The sequence below is a fragment of the Paenibacillus sp. TAB_01 genome (assembly GCF_043945595.1).
GTDB lineage: Bacteria > Bacillota > Bacilli > Paenibacillales > NBRC-103111 > Paenibacillus_S.
This window is the reverse complement of record NZ_JBIFNP010000001.1, coordinates 3,063,289-3,084,644: the sequence shown is the minus strand read 5'-3', so window position 1 is coordinate 3,084,644 and position 21,356 is coordinate 3,063,289. Positions and strand designations below refer to the sequence as shown.

Genomic DNA, 21,356 nt, shown 5'->3' with positions numbered 1-21,356 from the left:
GCGTCGCCCTAGCGATTCTCACTCCCATGTCTCTAAGAAGACTTTTAAATAGACAAAGAGGCTGCCCCAGGTCCGTTCAACCTTGCGGGACAGCCTCCATAACCATGCACACACCTATTCCTAACTAATTCTGCAGTTATAACTTTCTTTTTTACAATTTCTTAAGGATTCTAAAGATGATTACCGCTGTTTCCGCTCTTGTAGCATTTCCGATAGGATTGAGGCCCGCTCCATTCCCTTCTATAATTCCTTCATGTACCATGGAAGCCACACCTTCTTCAGCGTAAGAAGCCACAGATCCTTTATCGCTATAGCTGGCAAGATCCGAGCTATTTCCTGTAAGCTTGAGCTTCTCTGATAATTGAAGCGCTCTTGCACACAGTACCATCATATCTTGTCTGGAGATTTCTTGTTTAGGATTAAAGAGGTTATCCCCTACCCCGCTGGCAATACCAAGTTGTTTAGCAATACCTAGAGCCTGGTAATAATAATCACTACTGCTCACATCGTCGAAATTGGAGCTAAACTCAGCTTTCATATCAAGCGCTCTAACCAACAGGGTGATAAAATCAGCTCTTGTTATGTTTTTACCCGGATCAAAGGTGGTGTCCGATGTGCCTTGAATGATCCCCTTTGAAGCCAGAAACTCAATCGCTTCTTGTGCCCATGAATCATTTATGGCCACGTCGGTGAAATTTTTACCTTCGGAAGACGGCTGTGTGCCAGGGTTCGCCGAAGGCTTCGATGGTTCTGTTTCTGTTGGCGTCGGTTCTATCGGTGGCGTTGGAACTGTAGGCGTCGCAGGTGTTGTCGTGCTCCCCCCACTGCTTCGATGCGGCCTTCTGTTGGTCACGTCAACTACCTTAACTGCCTCTGCCCTCCAAGATGTATACATGGCGGAGTTGATATTAGCGGTGTTAAGCGAGTTAGGTGCGTTGGTGCTGCTGGCGTATGTGGTGCCGAAGCCGCCGAAATCGTTCCAATCAACTTCCGCTTCCAGCTTTAGGTGACTCATATAGCCATAAGCCTCGCCGCCAAGCGTTACGCCGTCTTGGGCGTCATTGGCATAGACGATCGCCGTTAAAATGCCTTTGGTCGGATCATCAGGTTTTTGAATCATGCTTATCGTTATGCGCACGTCGTCAACCATACCCTCAACACCATCATAAACACTGGACATTGCGCCTCTGGGGCCTTTAGGGTAAGTTACGTCGGTTTGCAGGTCGGTAATCGTTTGATCCAGCTTAGTGCCGAAGTCAGTACCGAGTGAGCTTGCCGGGTCGGCATACGCCTCGCCGTTATTAAATTTCATAAGGAACACTGCTGAGCCGGCGCCGGCACCGCCCGTGTTCGAGCCTTCCAGTGCATATTTACTAATCCCGTTTGCGTTGTCCATGCGCTGGATCCGCAAGCCGTATCCGTTCTTGATGCCGGGTGAATAAGCCCTATTATCTTTGTTCTGCCTCATATAACTGTTGGGCTCGGGGTTGTTCAATGTATCGGCTTTGATATAAATATCCAGGAAACTTGGCGAGCTGCCGAAGCCGGCGCCGCTCTTGCTGGATACAAGGCCTACTTCCTCAATCATATCACCGAACTTGCCGCTAGATTTGGGCGGCACGTAGAACAAACGAGAGGTAGCTGCAGCGGGCCCAGCGTTTCCACTTGCGCCGCCTTTCGGTTCAATACCGGAGAAATTCCACGTGACGGTGTTGTTGCTGCCGCCTTTCGGGTCGTTCCTCCACCCGTTCACCACCATCATCGTGCCGGGAATTGCCGTATTTTGATTGTCTGTGGGAATATTGGCAAGAAGCGGCTGATCATACCATATCACTTCTTTGCCGCTTGTGGCCGTAAAGCCGTTATTGATTGTGTCGGTCCAATAATGGATCTTAACGTCCGCCGCCGTGATTACACGAGTCATAGTCAAAATAGTTTTGGCGCCGACCGCGCTGTGGTTATATTTGGGCGAAATTTCGGCCTGCAAGTAATATCCTATGTCGCCTTCGTTCACCGCATAATCCTTCACGGGGCCGCTGCCGTCACGCGAGACGGCTACAGGGGTTCTAACCGCCGGGTTGGCTGCGTCGACGCGGAACCAGTCAACAACGGTTCTATCAAGCAATCCCGCTTGCGCGCCGGTGCCTGTAAAGCCGGTTATCGCGTAATTCACTTTGGCCACGCCGTCCACAGGGTCAAGCAGACTTGCCCCTTCAGCCAAGACAGGCGTCTCCTGGTATTCGGCTTCAACTGTCAAGGCTATGCCGCGCGCGATTCCGAGGGAAGCGCTCTTCGCTATAACATACAGTTTCACATCGTCCGTAATGCCTGTTAAGTTAGCCGTGACCGTGGCTGTGTCTGTGCCGGTAGATTCGAGCGATATGACATCCGTGCCCGTGATTAACGTGCTCGTCGCCTTGTTTATGCCCGTCGCTTCGTGGGTATAGGTATACGCGGAAAATTCCCAGTCGCCGGGATCGGTTTTTCCCGTAGGCACTCCGGCGGTGAGCGTGGTCGTCGCGTTTGCGCCGCTGCCTTTACGCAGGTTTCCGCTGCCGCTGCGGGTCAGCGTGGCGTTCGTGGCGATTGTGTTATAGTTCGTGCCGCCGGCTAGTGAATTATACATATTTTGATCTAAGTTGCTGTTCTTCTCGTCTAAAGCGGCCTCCGCGATTTTAGAAGCAATCGCCGGGTAGTTCGTGCCTAAGATATTTTGTACGTTGTAGTAAGCTTTACCGTTCGATTCAAGCTTATACGCCTTAAGCAGGTCGCCTGTCATATCGATTGCGACTCCCGGGGTTATTGCTTCTTGCACAAGGTAAGGCGCTCCGTCAAACGTCACATTGGATTGGTAATTGCGGCTGGCAGGGTTCATAGGCCCTTTGCCCGCCCAGTTGAACAGGGCTTGGAAACCGCCTTGCGGCGCAGGGTTCGCGGATGTTCCATTAAGCAGCCTATTGCCGCGATGTATCCGCGTATCGACCATAACCGCGTTGTTCACGTCAGTTGCGTCGCTAAGCCCGGATATGTATGTATCCGCCGCGGCCAGGCCGTTGACGCTCACCTCAAACGGATCCACATAGATATCGCTGTTATAGAATTGGGTGCCGCTGTTGAAGTTGGTCATATAAAAGTGCAGTTCGCTGTTCATATAAATAGAAGGGTTACCCGAATGGCCGCCCGCGACGACATAACAATTAATCATTACGGCTTGCCCGAGGGCCAGCATATTGTGAAGGCTCATAAACGCGCTGTTAATAGAGATGCCGCCTCTGCCCGAAGCGTTGGCCCCCATAAACAGCTGCGCCTGCGTCCTCGTGTCGCTGCGCATAGGGCGGCTGAATCCGCCGTCTTTAAGGCCTAGAATATTGGCGGCAAGTGTAGGGTTCACGCTTGTCCACGCCTGCGCTTCCCTGTTAAGCGGGAAGTTCAAGTCTAAGTTCGTGTAGTTGGCGAATGTGACGTTGTCTGTCCACACGCCGCCTGTGCCCGTAAGGTTAAACATCGTGAAATTTCCGTTTGCACCCGCTTGCTGCCCGCGGGCGGAGGCGTAGACCACTTTGCTGTAATCGCTGCTCAATCCGTAGAAATAAAGGTAGTTCGTCGTCAGCGTCATACCGATAGGCGTGGCGTTGCTCATTGTAGCGGTATCCTTAGTTTCGGGGTCATTCGCGTCACGCAGCGGGCGATTGTTATTATCGTCCGGGTTATCAACCCAGTAAACGCCGGGGGCCGTCAGAATCGTCATACGGCTGGCGTCCGTGCCGTTTACAAGTCCCTTGGGGATGACAATGTCGTCGGTTGTTTCAGGTGTTCCCATCGTAAGCGTCGTGCCCCATTTGGCATCCTGCAGGGAGCGGAAGGCGTGGCCGTTGCTTGCCGCCAGCTGCGCATCCGTCAAGCGCCAATCCAAAAAGATGGTGTTGGTGCCCAGCGTCCAGGTTTTGCCGTTCCAGCTTACCGTAGCGCCGTCAAAGGTAATGGCTTCCGCGCTATTCGGATCTAACGAGGCGTAACTGGGGAAAGCCAGCCGCAGGTTTGTTGTTTCCGCATCGTAAACCGATTCAGCCACAGTAGCGGTCGGCGAGGTGTCTTCATTCGCTGTCGCTAAAAGCGGGCCTCCTGCTTCCGGAACGAAGGCCTCCTGATTCTGAACACTTAAATCGGCCCCCTGTTCAGCTGCTGCCACTGTGATCACTCCCCCGGTCAAGCTTCCGACTATCATGGCAGCACTTAATATACCGGCTAAGATTTTCTTTTTCATCCTTCGCAGTACCATTGTCAAATTCTCCTTCCTCATCTTTTGTGAGCGTTTCACTTTCGTCCTGCTTGCATCTCCCTTCCTAGCGACAATAATTGAAATCGCTTACAGGAGTAAATATATTAAATTAGGTCGTTACAAACAATATACACGTGTTAACTTTTTCCATATGAAACAGAATAATAGATAATCATTATATGGCTTTTGAAGTGTCATTAGCTTCGTGAGCGTTTAACTCCAAGGGTACTTTGCGCTGCCTCCGTCAGATGGAGTAACGCCACATGTTATCAAAGGCGCATCCGCGGGGGCTGATCTTATTGCCCCATCCTTATTAGATGCAGTTCCATTGATGATGAAATATGCAAAGAGAATGACATAGAAGCTCCTACGATGTCAGTAGCCTCACAAAAATAGAACGATCGATGCCCACGGTTGGAATAAAAAAAGCCCCAATCTCCCGGGGCAGGGGGATTGAAGCTATATTACCTCTGAAGCGTAGCTCTAAATGGTATCTCTGTTATCTCAAAAATGAATCCAGGTAACGATTTTAGAATTGATCATAACCTTGTCGAATTCAGTGAACAACTCTTGCATTTACTGTTTTGGATTCCATTTCACAATCGAAATCCAAACATCGCACTGATAATCCTCCGCAGTCGAGTCCCCTGGGAGATATACTTTCCAACCCACGCCATCCGGAGTGTTCATAGCCGGTAGCCGGAAACCATGCTTGGTAAATCCGGCTAAACACGTTTATTATCGCATTCGGAAGAGTCCTTCTCCGCTTGGTATTTCTCTAAGTATTTCTTTACACTTATTTATTTGTTCTTCCATGATTTTCTTCATTTCCTAATATAGTTTTATCCCCCACTGCTTCCACTTAGTGAGGCTGCCGATCAATTTCGCGGCAGCCTCACTTTGAAGTTTGTTGTTGAACTAACGTACCCGTTAATACCCCCCGTCCAATCTTCGGTGGTTTACCATGTTATGTAACCGTCGTCGGGAATGGGTCATGTTCTTGTCACCCGACAAGCTGCGGCAGCGGCGGGCCTCGTGGGGTTGTCTGCTGAATCATCTTCCTCAAAATCGCATCTTGCAGACCACGGGCCGTATGGCCCGACGCGTAGATACGGTGCTAGATGATGCCTGCGATTCCTGATATACGATCAAATATTCTTCTCGTCTTTAAATTCTATACAAAAGGGTTGCATTTCTGGGTTTAAACAATATTCTATTCTTTTTCTAAAATCTTTCCATTTTACTTTTTCTAATGCTTCTTCTATTGGAAAAAAACCAGAATCCAAACTCTCCGATGATAGTATTAACTCCCCACCTATAGGCTTTGCTAAAAATAATGTATTACAAATTGAATTTTCTACGTTCTGAAATATTCCACAAAATTTAATAATTTCGATGTCGATTCCTGATTCTTCTTTGGTTTCTCTAATGGCTGCGTGACTTAAAGATTCTCCCACTTCAACTTGACCACCAGGCATTTCCCAACCTCTTCTTGGTCCTTTAATAAGTAACATTTCGTTTTTTTCATTTATTACAATTGCAGCTGCCGAAACGATATGCTTTGGTGGATTCATAGAAGCCTCTCCTTCAATAGATATATTTAAAAATATCTAGGATAATCACGAACCCGAGAACCTTAAGGCAGTCTTCTGCCGGCCGCGACGCGGTTAGGTACGCAGTGGTTGTCTGCCTGACTCATCTTCCCTAAATTACCTCTAGCAGACCAAGGGTCGGCGTAGCCAATCCTCAGCGTGAATACGGTGTTATAAGATCTACCCCGCCTTCTTCGAGATACCATTAGTTCATCACATTCAAATAAGGAAAGGCTTCAATGGTTTTACCTGAACATTTACCAGAGTATCAAATAAGCAAATGAATTAACTTTCAGGAAAAGCTGATCAGCAATAAGACACTGCTGCAGTCAGGGACTTAGAACATTCCTAGATTGCCGCTAGTATTATTGCGCCCACTACTTTGTCATAAGGTATTTTCTCACTTAAAGCAACCCATGTATCCGAAATCTGGCCTCATTACCGATTTCCTTAGCGAGTTCCTCTGGCCGCTTGTTCTCGGTGTCAAGCAGGAATGGCTTATTGATTGGTGACGCCATCAACTTGTTCCGAAGGAAAAGCGAACGTTGGATATATTGTGCGTCTCCCCGCTGAGTGAGTCGAGCGACGAGCGTCTCCGGTTCCGCATACAGTACAACATAATGGAGCGTCTCGTCAAAATCAGACAATTGGTCATAGAACCATTGCAGTTCGTCTTCAACAACGAAGTCGATAACCACATCTAGCCCGTGCCTAAGCATATTTCGAGTCACAGCAGTGATATTAAGCCAAGCCAGTCGGAGTCGTTCCTCCCAGGGCGGTTCGTTCTCCCCTCGGTATACATGGAGAAGGTGATCACCCTCAATCAACGCGCATTGATTCATCGAATCAGCCAGTGACTTGGAGACAGTTGATTTCCCCACACCAAGTGAACCAGAGATAATATAGATTGCCATTTGATTCCTCCATTTCAGTATTGCTATCCTCACAATTCGATAATTATCAGGGAAATGTTGGAAGACGCTTTGTTTGTTATTACATTAAAGTTGGGTTCATTCATTTATAAATTTCTCTAATTCAACTTATCAAGTTAAAATGCCTCTCTCAGATTACATTCAGGATGATGCCCTTTAGTTCAATCAGAGTTTTGACTCGATAGCTGGCCTGTGAGAAATCATGTGTTTTGGTGAAGTCGTTATGGACAATAGCACAGTCGATACCGGCCGCTAGGGCCGAGATCAACCCTCTGTTTGAATCCTCAACAACCAGGGTCTCTTCTTTAGTAGCTCCGAAGCGCTTTAGGCCGGTCAAGTATGGTTCCGGGTGCGGCTTGGTGCGCTCGTAATCTTCGCGAACAAGGACGAATTCCATGAATTGTCTGATCTGGCGCTTTTCATGAATAAGTTGAAAATCCGCACGTTTTGCAGTCGTCACGATTGCCATGCGGACGTACTTTGACAGTTCGGCTAGCGTTTCAACTACGCCTTCAATCTCTATGGCTTCAGTTCTTAGATATTCCTGATAATAAACGTTGCGGACTTCACGCTGCTTGCTGATGGTCTGTTCATCAATACCCGCCGCCCTAGCTTGGGACCAAGTGCCCAATGACTGGGTCATGTCGCGGAGGTATTGATTTTTATCCAAGGTGAATCCAATGTCAGCCAGAGCCCGTTCTCCCGCTTTGTAATACCAGAATTCAGTATCAACCAGAACGCCATCATGATCGAAAAGTATGTACTTTTTCATTGTTCCGTTCTCCTTTGTCAGCTGCAGCAACCATGCGTGTACTAACAACATTAAAATCAACATCTGCATTATCTAATAACACATCTAGTTTCGTAGCCGAGTGCTTCCTTATAAAATTTATTTATTCCACAATCTTGTTACCTCTTTTAATTCTAACTCCTCAAATAACATTTTATAGATATCCGGTTTCTTTAATTGATTCAAAAATTCTAAGCCATAAGCTGGATCAAAATACTTCATCATCAAAGTCATTACAAGACCATGAGTTCCGACTGCTATCTTCTTCCCCTTATGCTCTTTTAGTATGGGTTTTAGAACTGCGATGGCTCTTTTCTGACAATCTGCATTAGACTCTCCACCCGGCAAAGTATAATCAGGGTCATTAAAATTTTCTCTGATACTAGACATTAACTCTGCATTTTCAATAATATCGGCTGCAAAATGACGCTCCCTAAGATCTTCCAAAACTTTAATATCTAAGTTTAAGTGCTCGGCCAATCCCTCAACACTAAGAATTGCCCGAGTATAAGGACTTGATATAATCATGTCTATTCCTTCATCTATGAGTAACTTCGTTACTTTTTCAATATCGGCCTTTCCTTTTGGGGTAAGCCCTCTTGTTCTTTCATTTCCTTCAGTGTATGGTGATTCTCCATGCCTAACCATATAGATAATTGTCTTCATACAGGCCTCCTTGAAATGCTCTTGCGGTGGATGGTGCGGCCAGTCTGATTAAGCTTGCGCTAAGTCAAACAGCCCGGCCGCCTATGTGCTGCCGAACTGATGCACCGGCGGCACATAGGTGGCCGGTGCATAAGATACCGTTAACGGAACTATACCATACATTGGGAGAAACGGGTATTATTGCATTATCCTTTTTTCACGCTTAGTCTTGCGTTCCGCATACTGCTTCCTTCCCTCCAAGAAAAACAACGCCGACCTTGGCGGTCGTGATATCGCTTCGCTCCGTATCCGGCGTCACCTCCTGGATCTGCACGTCATACCGGCCCTTCAGACTCTGCAGTCCGTTGAAGGCCACGATTGCTTCGCCTCGAATCGTTCCGTATAAGAGCAGCTCGACTCCGATCGGATCATGAAGCTCTTCGTTCTTTTCCTTCATGCCGGCGGCTATCTTTGGTGGAATCGCTACCAGCATGTGTACATGATCTGGCATCATATGACCTTCCAGAATTTCGATTCCCTTGTACTTACATAGACGTTTGAATATTTCGATTAAATCTTTTCTCACTTGATTGTAGATCTCTTTACGTCTATACTTCGGGGTGAACACAATGTGGTACTTGCACATCCACTTTGTGTGCGCTAGACTGTAATTCTTATTTGCCATCTAAGACCATTCCTTTCATTTGAGCCTGAACATCTCAATTTTATCGGAATGGTCTTAGTGGTCAAACCCTCAATCCCTCCACCCGCATAGCAGGTGGTTTTTTGTTTCGTGCGTTTCACGCACTCAACCGGCTAAAGCCTATAATAAAAAACAGCCGTCTCCGGCTGCCAGGCTGTCGAGAAACCCGCCTTTGGAATTCGTGAAATTACCTTTAAATCTAATCCAATTCACGGGTTTCGACAGAGGCTGGAGGAGGATACCCTACCGGAGTATCACACGATTATATGATAAACCTATATCCGGAGCCCCATACCGTACCGATATACTGCGGCTTAGACGGAGTCTCCTCAATTTTCTCCCGGATGCGAGCGATGTGAACCGTTACTGTCGACGCATCGCCCAGGCTGTCCAGGCCCCATATACGTTCGAACAGCTCCTCTTTCCCGAATACCCGGTTCGCATTCTGCAGGAGGAACAGCAGCAGGTCGAACTCCTTCTGCGCAAGCATCACTTCATTGCCGTTCACGAACACACGGCGGGCATCCTTATGCACTTCCAAGCCGCGCACTTGCAGCTTGGTGCCCTCCGCGCCTTTGCCGAACCGCTCTTTCATCCGTTCGAACTTTTTCAGATGCGCGCTGACTCGAGCCACCAATTCGCCTGAACTGAACGGCTTTGTGATATAATCGTCCGCGCCGAGGCCCAGTCCGTTAATTTTATAAATTTCCTCCGCCCTGGCGGAAACGAGCAACACCGGTATATCGTCCCGCTCCCGGACGTTTCGCAGCACCTCGAAGCCGTCGATGTCCGGCAGCATAATATCCAGAAGAATCAGGTCAAACTCCTCCTGCTGGAGCGCTTGGAGGGCAGCTGTTCCACTATTTACGATTTTCACTGTATAGCCGCTTAGCTCGAGATAGTCCCTCTGCAGATTGGCGATGCTTTGATCGTCTTCCACGATCAGAATCTTTTTCATTGTCTAACTCCCCCTACACGCTAGAACTTCTTGAGCGATATCATGAATCGGGTCCCTTCGCCCACTTGGCTCGTAGCCCAAATCTTTCCTTCGTGCCCTTCAATAATTTGCTTGGCGATAGCCAGGCCAAGTCCGCTGCCGCTCTTTCGGGACAGGCTCGCCTGATAAAATCGTTCAAAAATGTGAGGCAAATTCGCCTCCGGTATCCCTTTACCATTATCTCTAATCTCTATAATGGCTGAGGTCGGCGTCTCTCGCAGCATAATCGTAATCTGCCCTCGCCCCTTCTCTACATAAGTCATCGCATTGTCCAGGATGTTCTGAACGACTCGCTTCAACCGCTCCCGATCGATCAAGACCTGTACCGATTCCTTCAATCCGTTGATTAGCTCGATGGCGATGTCCGCCTTCTCGAATTCATATTTATAATCCGCTACACAATCCTCGAAATAAGCCAGCACATCGCTCTTCTCAAAATGATAGGGCAGCTGGTTCAGATCCAGCTTCGAGTACAGCAGAAGATCATCGATCATCGCGTTCACCAGAATTGCCTTGGACCTGGCGGTTTCCAAGTACTCCTCCAGCTTTTCCGGCGTTTTGGCAACACCGTCGATGATGCCTTCAATATATCCTTTAATGGATGTCACAGGCGTTTTCAGATCATGTGAAATGCTGGACACCAGGAACTTTCGGTTGTCGTCGTATTTCTCCTGCAAATAGACGGATTCCTTGAGCTTTATCCGCATGAGCTCCAGCGTTCTGCACAGCTCGCGAATCTCGCCTTCGCCCTCCTCCGCAATGCCTCGGCTTAAATCTCCTTCACTAATGGCATGCGCCGCAGCCTTGAGCCGTGAGATCGGCGTAACGATGCCGCGTGAGAACCGGTATGACACCCATAAGTTCATTAAGAGAAAGACGAGCGTGAAGAAGCCCAGTGTAAATCCGCCTAGCAGCCAGTAGAAATCCGTGTTCACCTGAATCGGAGCCAGGAGCAGCAAAATGCCCCTATCGCCGGATTGCAGTTTATAATCTACGCGGGCAAATTGATAATTATCGCCATCCAGCTCAATCGTATCCGGATTCGTTTCTTCCCCAGATAGAATTAAGCTTTTCTCAATATCAAATTTACTGAAGCTTTTTGTAGCATATAAGACTTCCCTGTTCTTTAATAAGACGGCACTGGCCCCCAGAACGTTCACACGCCTCGTCAGCTCGTTTTGGTATTGCTTATCGAGCAGCTGGTCGAACCCTGCCATCTGCGCTTGCCGCTGCAGCTCGCCTATCGCCGCGCGAACCTCGATGGCGCACTGCAATCCCTTCGACTGCACCTCGTATCCGAATACCTTCGTATAGGTCGCGATAAAAATCACAATTGCCAGCAGCGTGAGGCCAATGGATGCCAGCATCGCCAACGCGTTAATCGTAAAAAAACGTTTGGTGAAGTCCATGCAAGTCCCTCTCTACATATCTTTCCTGTCAAATAAATAAAAACCAGTCGTAAATAACATCATACCACAACCTGCCAGAATCAACACTTGGCGCAAAATTTTGAAGACATTGATCGACTCTGAAATCCACAAGAAGTACCAGTCGAACATGGAGGTCACAAAAAAGCTGGAGTAGGCCGAGAACGCTATACCCAAGAAATTAAACGCAATAAACACCAGAATCGATAGGAAAAAGACAGCTAGTCCGCCTTGAATCACATTCGCCAAGAGTATGACAATCAGTGCAAAAACGAATACGGGGAAGAAGGTTAATGCATACGACGCGATGACCGTGAATACGCTCTTGAAGCTAGCGGTAGACGGATTAAAGATGAGGCCCGCCAGCATCGAAATAATCATCACGAACAGCAGAATACCGGCAATAAATAAAGCCAAATTCAATACTTTTGCGCTGAACACGCCGAATCTCGATACCGGTCTGAGAAGGGTAATTTTCATCGTATTCGAAGAAGTCTCCCCGTTGAACATATCTATCGCTACGAAGGTCGCAAATAGCGGCAAAATCGTATACGAGAAAAATTGCAGCACGACAATCGGAAACTCAACGCTGCCCACGACCCGCAGTCCCAGCCCGTGCTTGATCGTTGTGACGGCAAGCTGTCCAATCATCACGGCTAGTGTGGACAAAATTACGGCTGCCAGCAGCTTCTTCTTCTTCATCAGCTTCACCGCTTCATTGAGGAATGCGGCTTTAAATCCGGCCATTTGGCTCACCTCGCTTACAAAATAATTTTCCAAGGATGAATAATAAGAAAGAATATTCTCGGTATATTCCACATTGACCAGACGGCCTCCGTAGAGAATTCCGATTCTTGTGCAAGTTAACTCTACATCATGAATCAAGTGGCTGGAGATGAAAAAGGTGGTGCCTTCCTGAGAAAGCTGCTTAATGAGCTTCCGCATCTCCAGCATGCCTTCCACGTCCAGCCCGTTCAGAGGCTCGTCCAGAATGAGCAACTTCGGCCTTGAAAGAATAGCGGCGGCAATCCCCATCCGCTGTTTCATCCCCAGAGAGAACTTTTGTGACTTTTCATTCTTGTATTTCAGCATCCCCGTAATCTCCAGGCATTCATCAATGCGGCGCTGATCCACATCCGGATAAAATCGTGCAAACAGCTTTAAATTTTCATTCGCCGTTAAATACGGATACGACTCCGCAGTTTCAATCAAGCAGCCTACATGCTTCATGGCATTCACATAATCCTCGGTCACGCTGGCGCCAAAAATTTTCACGCAGCCGCGGTCCGGCTTCATCAGCCCGGTAATCATTTTCATGGCGGTTGTCTTTCCCGCCCCGTTCGGGCCAAGGAATCCGAAGACATCCCCTTGTTCGATTTCCAGGTTCAATTCGCTGATCCCCCTGCCGTTCTTAAACGACTTGGTCAACCCGCTAATTTCAATCGCCTTGACGGACACTTTCTTCAACTCCTCCCTAAAATAACCCCACAAAGTGGGGCTTATGCTTCGAAGCGGACTCAGGTACTTTGCGGGGAATCCGATTCTATCATGTCAAAAAATGCTCAGGAAGCCGCGGATCGCAGCCTCCTGAAGTCTTCGCTTTATTCAAATACGCGATCAAACTCGCTATCATAAAATGGCTTGATTGTAGATCTGCGAGTATCGTCTTTGGTAACTTCCATGTTGATATCAACATACACTTTGCCGGAACCGTTCGGCTGAATCATTCCGTTCTTCTGCTCGCCCTTGGCATTCGTGTACGTGAACATCTGATTCGATGACGACAGACTGTATTCGAAATTGAACGTATCTTTCTCCGGATAGTAGCTTTCGAAGCCTGGGAAGACGGTTTCTGTATATTTACCTGTCGCTTTGTCCCCATCGACGCTAGTAATTTCCAGCGTTCTTTCACCGATTTTCACGAACTTGCCGTCTTTGTCCATTACTATGTTGTTCTTATAGGTCCCTACGTATTTGCTGCTAAGCCCATTGGAGTAGCTCACTTTCTCTACGTCTGAGCCTGTGAGGTCTGGCTTCACAACCTTCGTCGTGCCTACGTCGGACAGCTTCAATACCACATTCAGTGTAAGATCGTGCTGAACGCCATTTTTATCTTTCCCCCACAGCGTGATATTGCCAGTAACATTCTCCAGATATCCTTCTTTATTCTCAACCGCTGAACCTACAACCTTCTTCACGAAGATATCGTTGCTGATCGCCGGCAGTTCCGATTCATGGCTCAGTGATTGCTTAAAGCCGAATGAAGCTACTGCGTTCGCAAGCGCCGGTACCTGCGATTCGGTCAAGCTGCCGGCATACACTTTACTGCCGTTTGCTCCTTCTTCGACCTGTACGTAATCCTTCAGGTTACCGACCACGGCGTCTACAATCTTCTCGATCTCTGGTGCGCCATTTTCATTAAATGGATTGTTAAACTCGCCCGGCGCACGTCGTTTCAGATCCGTCGGATATTCCTTAACGTAGAATTTATTCTCTGCACTGTTTTTATAGGCGGAAATTTTCGCATCTTCATACGAATAGTTGTTCGTTGTTTTACCATCAGCCCCTGTTGTCACGGTATTGCTTTCAGACATGTTATTGACCGTATCAAACTTTTTAGACTCGGAGGACTGGATAACAATTTTATCGTTATCTTTGAGTGAATACAGCATCTCAACTGTGTAGCTGCCTAAGCCCTTTTCCATCATCGCAGCCGTCGATTTCGCGGAACTCTTCAACGAGTCGTATCCGGATCCTAGCAGCGAATCAGCGAATGCCGTCGAGACGAACAAGCAAGCGCCGACTGTAAATGACAGCACGGTTAATCCTTTTTTACTTATTTTCATTTCGGTTCTCCTTTATTAGTAAGAATTAGAGGGAAACGTTTCCTTACTACTTATTCTAAACCAAGCTTATTGAATCCCTCTAAATCGTTTATTAACAAAGTATAAACTCCTGCCGGTCAAGGACAGCAGGATTGCGAAATTGCGAATGAAGCTGTCGCAAAATGATACACCTGGAAGCACAAAAAAGCCCGCACTCGCAAGCACGGGCTCCGCTATCGCCTCCGTTAGGAGATCGACGCCTCGTATATGGACCGAATGGAACGGGTCAGCATCTCGTTGAACTGTTCATCCGACTGTTGATCGGATAAGCCTTCCGCCAAGGCTCTGGAGAAACTGGCAATCAAGCGGTGATTGCGGGCCAGCCGCTCGTTGGCTTCTTCCCGGTCGTATCCCCCGGACAGTGCGACGACCCGAGCGACATGCAGCTCATCCATCAGATCACGATAGAAATCGTCCTCGGTTGGGATCGACAGCTTCAGCATAACCGTGACATCGGGTGCAAGAGCTGACAGCTGCTTGAAGATCTCGTCCTTCAAAATCCGCTCCGATTCGCGCTTGTCCACGCTGTTGATATCGACTTCAGGCTCGATGATGGGGACAAGTCCAGCGGACCAAATTTGCTTGCCAAGCTCGAACTGCTGCTCTACTACCTTACGAATCCCTTGCGGATTCGCCTCATGAATGACCGAACGCATCTTCGTTCCGAAGACGTTGCGCTCGACCGCCCGCCGGAGCAATCCGTCCAGATCGGGAATCGGCTTGAGTACCTGCACACCCTCTTCTGACTCTGCCAGCCCCTTGTCAACCTTCAAAAAAGGCACGATCCCCTTCTTCTCCCACAAATAGTCAGCCGTAAACAGCCCATCGATCTTCCGGTCCATTGTGTTCTCGAACAGAATGGCACCCAGGATGTATTCCGCATCAAACGCAGGACTCTTGATGATGCGTGTCCTCATTTCATGCACCAGCGCAAACATTTCCTCGTCGCCAGAATAGCGGCTCGGCTCGATGCCGTACTGCTGCAGTGCCTTCGGCGTACTCCCACCGCTTTGGTCCAGTGCGGCAATGAATCCTTGACCAGTACGAATTCTTTCCATCTGCTTCTTGTTCATGCACGGAATTCCTCCTTTGAATGCGTTCTCTCTTTCATTGTACATCAAATCGGTCTACAATAAAAAAGTGTGTACTGCCATACTGTCCGCTTGTACAAATAGGAACACGACCCATACGGTTGCGGATGCAGCTGTGTCAGTCGGAGGAGAAGCAGCAGCCTTTTAATCTAGTAAAATGAAGCCGGAAGCTCAGGCCGTCGTTCTTTGCTTGGCTCTACCTGTCCTACCTCAATTTTCCGCCAAATACCGGGAAGAAGCTATGCTCACCATAATTCTGGATATGCTCCACATTTTTCAAAGTTTCCATATCTGCATCGCTGATAACAAAATCAAGCTCTGCATTGATTCTCATGTGATCCGGATTTGCCGTGTAATTTTCAAATCAAGACCGCCGCGGGTAGAGAAATCGCCAAAGCAGAAGGCCGAAAGGCAGCAGAAATCAAAAATGCCCAACGACTCGGTGCGGTACATAGGGTTCCTCCAAAAACGCAATCTCTTCAGATGTTAATTTAATAGAGATGGCAGCTTCCGCATCTTCGAGATGCGAAATCTTCGTAGCTCCGACAATGGGGGCAGTTACCGGTTCTTTGTGCAGAAGCCACGCAAGTGCGATGTGAACACGGCGAACACCATGTTTTTCCGCAAGATCCGCCACCCGGCCAACGACCAGCTGGTCCGCATCTGCTGTTGCATCATATTTTTGTCTTGCAATTTGATCGGTTTCGGCACGATGTGTGCTTGCCTCCCGCGCCAATCTTCCACCTGCGAGCGGGCTATAAGGAATAACCGCGATTTTTTCTTCTTTGCAAAGGGGCAGCATCTCCCGCTCTTCTTCGCGGTAAATAAGGTTTAAATGATCCTGCATGGATACAAATCGAGTCCAGCCATTTTTCTCAGCTGCATGCAGCGCCTTTTGGAACTGCCATGCCCACATGGCAGAGGCGCCGATGTAACGTGTCTTACCAGCTTTGACTACGTCGTGAAGTGCTTCCATTGTCTCTTCGATGGGCGTGTTATAATCCCAACGATGAATTTGATACAAATCGACATAGTCGGTTTTCAATCTCTTAAGGCTCTTATCGATTTCGCTCATAATCGCTTTGCGGGAAAGGCCGGCGCCATTGGGTCCTTGATGCATTCGTCCATGTACCTTAGTCGCGATAACAATCTCATCTCGGTTTGCATAATCCCTTAGTACGTTTCCAACGATCTCCTCGCTTGTTCCCTCCGCATAGACATTGGCTGTATCGAAAAAATTAATTCCAAGCTCCAAGGCCTTTTTTATGATAGGACGAGCGCGCTCCTCGTCAAGCACCCATCGATGATGTCCCTTCTCTGCGTCGCCGAACCCCATACAACCAAGACAAATCCGTGATACATCCAAGCCGGTACTCCCGAGTTTCGTAAAGTCCATTTCGTTGTTCCTCCTTATTGGCTTTAATAAAGATCATCCTGAACAAAATGAACATTGATTAATTAATCAACTCACGTTTATAATTTTAAATAGAATCCAATCGCATGCAATAATCAATTCCTTACGATATGTTGATTAATCAACAAATCATCAATAATTGCCGATTATCTATGAAGGGTGACTTTAAATGACTAAAGTGGATAGAAGGGAATCAATGTGTTCTTCTCAACTATGCTAAACACGAAAAGTACAGCTTATTTTCGCAGTCGATTCCTTGACTTAGTCGTTGAAGAGTATTTCAGATCCACGCTCAGCTTCCTTTTTAATCTAAAAAATTTGCATAAAAAAACCAGCCGCTCCAAAATTGAAGCGTACTGGTTTTTCGTCTTATCCAATGTCAAGATTCCGTGTTTACACGTTATCTATTATCAATTTCTCTTTCCCCCAAGGTTTCGATGAATCTTAATAAATACCCGTCTGGGTCCGATTATTAAAAATTCCTTCTGTCCAACTAATCTAGTATCCGCTCTATACCAATTCTCCTGAATTTCTATCATAATCGGATAGTTATGCTTTTTTAGACTGCTATATATTTCGTTAATATTACTTACTGTTATTTGAAAGTTAATCCCCCTTCCAAATGGATAAGATAACTCTCCAGTTTGCCAATGTCCATTTATCTCTTCAATCATAATTTGGCAGCCATCTAGTGATATCATGGCGAACTTATTTTCTGGACGCTGGTACTCTAACTTAAAATAGAGAATGTTTAAATAAAAGTTAAGACTTCTATTTATATCTGAAACTGATAACTCTGGTACGAGAGCATTTAGTCTGAACATCATTTGTAAGGCCCCCTTCAAATTATATGGCACAAAAAAATCCACCATAAGAGCATGTGCCTGATGATCAGACGCATGCTCTTATGGTGGATTAGTAATTAGCGCATCCTCATTACTTAAATGCCAATCCGCCATTAAATTAATACATTAACGGCAAGCAGTACACTACCTGCACATCAATGAGGTGATAAATATCATTGACAACATTATACTCTGATTATTACAGAATTCAATCCAATAAATTTAACCTATCCTTCTCTCCGCGGAAAAATCGTATTCTTCCCGCCTATAAGAAGTACTCCCAATGGATAAAACAATCCAGAAATGATGAACCTAAACATGAGACCTCTCTTAGCTTCCATGAGTGCCTTTGGAGCTGTACGTAAAGATGTTCTGCTACTGGGGACAATCAATAATTACAGCTTTCTTAATTCATGCAGAATATCCTCGGAATCCAACCTCTGCATAAAGTCCGGATTCACGTAGGCGGAGCGGATCGTTCCGGATTCGTCAATCATAAAGGTGGAAGGAATCGGCAAGATCCAGCGGTTGGTCGCATTGTATTCCGCCAGGTTCATGCCAATTTGTTTCATAATGGCCTGAATGTAATCGGGAACGTCGTAAAGAATGTTATAGAAGGCGGCCACGAGACCGTGTGTATCGCTAAGCACTTGGAAGGTCAGCTCTTCTTTCTCCTGCTGGGAAAGCGTGTTGTCCGGACTCTGCGGGCTGACCGCAATCAACTGGCCCCCTAGGGCTTCGATGTCCGGCAGCAGCTTTTGATAGGAATTAAGCTGCGTGCTGCAGAAGGGGCACCATCCGCCCCGGTAGAAAGTCAAGACAACAGGTCCTTTGGACAGCTCCTCATAAAGGTTAACGGTTTCTCCCAAAGCATTCTTGAGTGTAAAATCCTTTGCCTTCTGCCCCTCCTGCCGGCCGTAAGTAATACCGGATTCCTGCTGCTCCCGGATCTGACGGAACATCTCCGTTTGAATCTCCAAAGGGGTATGCGCGATAAATTGCTGTTTGGCTTCCGTTAATGCTTGAGTTAATGACATGCTGTGCAGCTCCTTTTTATTAAAATCCTCTCAACCGAACCGGCTATAAATTAGACAGACTTGCTGCTGCTTAAATGTCAGGATAAATCTCATTCATGTAATGATGCTTCATTCGGCAGATATCTCGACTGGCGAGGCGAATGCCGCGAGCCTGCCTTGCCTGCGTAAATGGATGATTTGGGCTGTCAAACCAACGATAAGCATAACGAAGAGAATGGCTTGTGCGCCGAGGAGAATTGGCGAATTCAATTCGGTGACTAAGGGGTGCCCGTCTGGAACGCGGCGAAGGATTTCGGTAACGGTCGGCAGCATTAGCAGAAACGCCGTTAGGCTGAGAGCGATTGTTTCGAGGTACTTGCCCACACCCACACGCCCAAAGGTTGAAATACGCCCGATGCCGTATCCGGCGAGCAGCAGCACAATCGTTGCCGCGCCGATGACAAAGCTGGCCGACTGATGTGCGATAAGGAATACCGTGGCAGATCCGATCAGCATGGAAATGAAGTAAACGAGACCGGGCTTTGACCGAGGCACAATCCTTCCGTAACGAGCCAACATATATATAGCCAGCGGAATAGCAGGCAAGCTGCTAATCGTATGTACCCAGCCGAGTGGTGAAATTCCAAACATAATTAGTCTCCTTCCAGTCCTTAAGGACAAGCTTGATTTGTTTTGTCGATAGATTGGCGCGAGCCTCCGATCTGACAGCATCGCTGATCAGCTCGGTAATGGCTTAAGATGACCGGCCTATGCAGTCTTCCGCCGCAAATGGCTCTTAATGCCGGCCACACATTATCATACCTACTAGTAGGTAGTTTAAAAAGACAAGCTAAGCTGGCTAGTTTAAACCTCGCCCCATGCCGCCATCTAGTGTCGGAGCACAATCGAATACGCCATTATCACTGTAGATTGACAATGTGTAATCGGAATGCGCTGTCAGGACTTGGCGGATGAGATGCGATAAGTTCGTAAATAGCGAGCTTAACCTCAATAGTACGCAGCTGACCTCCTTTCATCTCAATTATGGCTGCAGCCCTCGCCGTCTCGGCTTTTATCACAAGAGAAGCGCTAAGTGAGCCGCTGCAAGAGCGGGGCTGTTACGACGCCGAATATCTTCGGATCGCCATAAGCCCGTGCCGAAAGCATCGCGCCGTGAACCGTCGCCATAAACGTTTCGGCCTCGGCATGAGGGGTACTTGTCAGTTGCAGCTGCCCGTGCTGCGCTCCGCGCTCTAGCACGGATGTTAGCCACGCCGACAGGTAGCGGAAATGCGCCCGTACCTCTAAGCCAACTTCCTCGGGCAGGACAGGGAGCTGGCTTGCCAACAGCGCGCAGATGCAAAACGGAGCGCTGGCGTCCGCGATGCAGCCTTCCCAATAGCCAACGTAGGATCGAAGCAGCTCGAGCGGATCGGATATCTGATGCTCAAGATGCGTCATCCCCGCTTCAGCTTCTTCCCGATACCGCGCAACGAGCGTTCGGACCAGATCGACCTTGCTTGGGAAATGGTGGTGGATGCTTGCCTTACGAATCCCAACCACATCAGCGATGTCGGCATAACTGAACCCGTTGTAGCCGCCAGTGACAATCAGAGAACGAGCACAAGCCAAGATGTCATCAAAGGTAGTAGATTGATTTGCCATACTTCTATCCTACCAACTGGTAGGGAGATTGTCAATTGCTTAGAACATTTCTTTTTTATCAGGGAGCAGCACCATTACAGTTGCCCCCCTTTTCAAGCTTATAGACAAAGCAACAGCGGCATTCCGGACGCAAAAATAACGTCTGGAGCTGCGCTGCGCAATAAAATGTTACGAGCCAAAAATAGCCACGTTCTGGTTCCACAACGTAAACCTGTTCTCTCTCCAAGCTAACGTGTTCAAGATGTATCCAAGCGAATCTGCGTTATATCTCCCGGCGATTTTTTGGTATGCCAGCAGCTCATATACCTGGTCAGCATCGAAATCGACTGGATATAATCCGCTTAGTGGATTCACAAACCCGCTAATAGGCTGCTTCAGTTTCCCGTTCTCGTCATAGATCTCACGCAAATAGTCGGAACCTTTGTAGGACAGATCGATGATATATTTTATATTGTTCGCTTTACTAATTACCTCGACTTTGTAGTAATCCTTATAAGTAACTTCGTATTTATATGTCTCGTTGTATAAGTTGAAATCGAAAATCAACAGCGGTGTATTATTTACGAACGAATATATATAGTGATACATGAATCCTCCGCTGCCGCCAGAATCTATGCTGATTAAAATATCCTTGATCCTATTCCCGGTGAAATCACCTAGAAATAATCTTGGATTATAGCCTGCGTTATCCTTAAGCGATACATGAGTCACTTTGCCGTTGCTGCCATCTCGTACGACCAGAGTTATCTCCTGAATAAAAGGACTATCCTGCGTTCGTTTTCCCGTAAGATAGACAAAATCCGTGATTCCGTCACCGGTGACATCTCCTTGGGCAAAAGAGACAATACTCGGTTGGCCTGTATACGCCCTATAATAATGATACATATTACCGTTCTCCTTTATAAAAGGATTTGATGTTTTCTACATCGTATGGGCGAATGCGCAGTTTGCTACAGAATTAGTTTGTTCGTGTCAATGGGAATTTAGAGTATAAAAAAAGCCAAGCTCCAGAGCTTGACCATTCTTTTAAAATAGATCGGGACGATACGATTCGAACATGCAACAAGCCCCCTGG

16 protein-coding genes and 1 pseudogene are annotated in these 21,356 nt (G+C 47.4%); all 17 read right to left on the bottom strand.

The genetic code is table 11. The features are described 5' to 3' along the window. Positions 1-151: 151 nt before the first annotated feature. Positions 152-4,189 (bottom strand): S-layer homology domain-containing protein, encoded by a 4,038-nt coding sequence (locus ACHHV8_RS14770; RefSeq protein ID WP_395159128.1) that lies wholly within the window; start codon positions 4,187-4,189, stop codon positions 152-154. 1,238 nt (positions 4,190-5,427) lie between these two features. Continuing rightward, positions 5,428-5,853 carry an NUDIX hydrolase gene (locus tag ACHHV8_RS14765; protein ID WP_395159126.1) on the bottom strand — a complete coding sequence of 142 codons (426 nt, stop codon included), beginning with the start codon at positions 5,851-5,853 and terminating at the stop codon, positions 5,428-5,430. A 422-nt stretch (positions 5,854-6,275) separates the two neighbouring features. After that, on the bottom strand, positions 6,276-6,785 hold the full coding sequence (locus ACHHV8_RS14760; protein WP_395159124.1) for a P-loop nucleotide/nucleoside kinase family protein: 510 nt from the start codon (positions 6,783-6,785) through the stop codon (positions 6,276-6,278). A 148-nt stretch (positions 6,786-6,933) separates the two neighbouring features. Continuing rightward, complete coding sequence (locus ACHHV8_RS14755; protein ID WP_395159122.1) at positions 6,934-7,575, bottom strand: HAD family hydrolase; 642 nt, start codon at positions 7,573-7,575, stop codon at positions 6,934-6,936. A 117-nt stretch (positions 7,576-7,692) separates the two neighbouring features. Continuing rightward, a complete protein-coding gene (locus ACHHV8_RS14750) occupies positions 7,693-8,259 on the bottom strand; it encodes a histidine phosphatase family protein (RefSeq protein WP_395159120.1) in 567 nt (188 codons plus the stop codon). 442 nt (positions 8,260-8,701) lie between these two features. Further along, positions 8,702-8,923: pseudogene (gene tnpA, locus ACHHV8_RS14745) on the bottom strand (IS200/IS605 family transposase); the annotation flags it as partial. A gap of 280 nt (positions 8,924-9,203) precedes the next feature. Then, positions 9,204-9,899 carry a response regulator transcription factor gene (locus ACHHV8_RS14740; RefSeq protein WP_395159118.1) on the bottom strand — a complete coding sequence of 232 codons (696 nt, stop codon included), beginning with the start codon at positions 9,897-9,899 and terminating at the stop codon, positions 9,204-9,206. A gap of 20 nt (positions 9,900-9,919) precedes the next feature. Beyond that, on the bottom strand, positions 9,920-11,347 hold the full coding sequence (locus ACHHV8_RS14735) for a sensor histidine kinase (protein WP_395159116.1): 1,428 nt from the start codon (positions 11,345-11,347) through the stop codon (positions 9,920-9,922). A gap of 12 nt (positions 11,348-11,359) precedes the next feature. Beyond that, positions 11,360-12,823: an ATP-binding cassette domain-containing protein gene (locus ACHHV8_RS14730; RefSeq protein ID WP_395163510.1), complete on the bottom strand. Its 1,464-nt coding sequence runs from the start codon at positions 12,821-12,823 to the stop codon at positions 11,360-11,362. Positions 12,824-12,966: 143 nt separating this feature from the next. Continuing rightward, positions 12,967-14,211, bottom strand: coding sequence for a hypothetical protein (locus ACHHV8_RS14725; protein ID WP_395159114.1), 1,245 nt, complete (start codon positions 14,209-14,211; stop codon positions 12,967-12,969). Between the two features lie 224 nt (positions 14,212-14,435). Continuing rightward, entirely contained in the window at positions 14,436-15,323 is an 888-nt protein-coding gene (locus ACHHV8_RS14720; protein ID WP_395159112.1) for a fructose bisphosphate aldolase, read from the bottom strand. A 439-nt stretch (positions 15,324-15,762) separates the two neighbouring features. After that, positions 15,763-16,737, bottom strand: a complete 975-nt coding sequence (locus ACHHV8_RS14715) for an aldo/keto reductase (RefSeq protein WP_395159110.1) — start codon at positions 16,735-16,737, stop codon at positions 15,763-15,765. A gap of 428 nt (positions 16,738-17,165) precedes the next feature. Then, positions 17,166-17,582, bottom strand: coding sequence for a bleomycin resistance protein (locus tag ACHHV8_RS14710; protein WP_395159108.1), 417 nt, complete (start codon positions 17,580-17,582; stop codon positions 17,166-17,168). Between the two features lie 413 nt (positions 17,583-17,995). Then, positions 17,996-18,637: a peroxiredoxin-like family protein gene (locus ACHHV8_RS14705; protein ID WP_395159106.1), complete on the bottom strand. Its 642-nt coding sequence runs from the start codon at positions 18,635-18,637 to the stop codon at positions 17,996-17,998. A 108-nt stretch (positions 18,638-18,745) separates the two neighbouring features. Then, entirely contained in the window at positions 18,746-19,267 is a 522-nt protein-coding gene (locus ACHHV8_RS14700) for a hypothetical protein (protein WP_395159104.1), read from the bottom strand. Positions 19,268-19,705: 438 nt separating this feature from the next. Continuing rightward, the gene (locus ACHHV8_RS14695; RefSeq protein WP_395159102.1) at positions 19,706-20,281 is read right to left on the bottom strand and encodes a TetR/AcrR family transcriptional regulator; all 576 of its coding nucleotides are present in this window, start codon (positions 20,279-20,281) and stop codon (positions 19,706-19,708) included. 168 nt (positions 20,282-20,449) lie between these two features. After that, positions 20,450-21,166 (bottom strand): VCBS repeat-containing protein, encoded by a 717-nt coding sequence (locus tag ACHHV8_RS14690; RefSeq protein ID WP_395159100.1) that lies wholly within the window; start codon positions 21,164-21,166, stop codon positions 20,450-20,452. Positions 21,167-21,356: the final 190 nt, after the last annotated feature.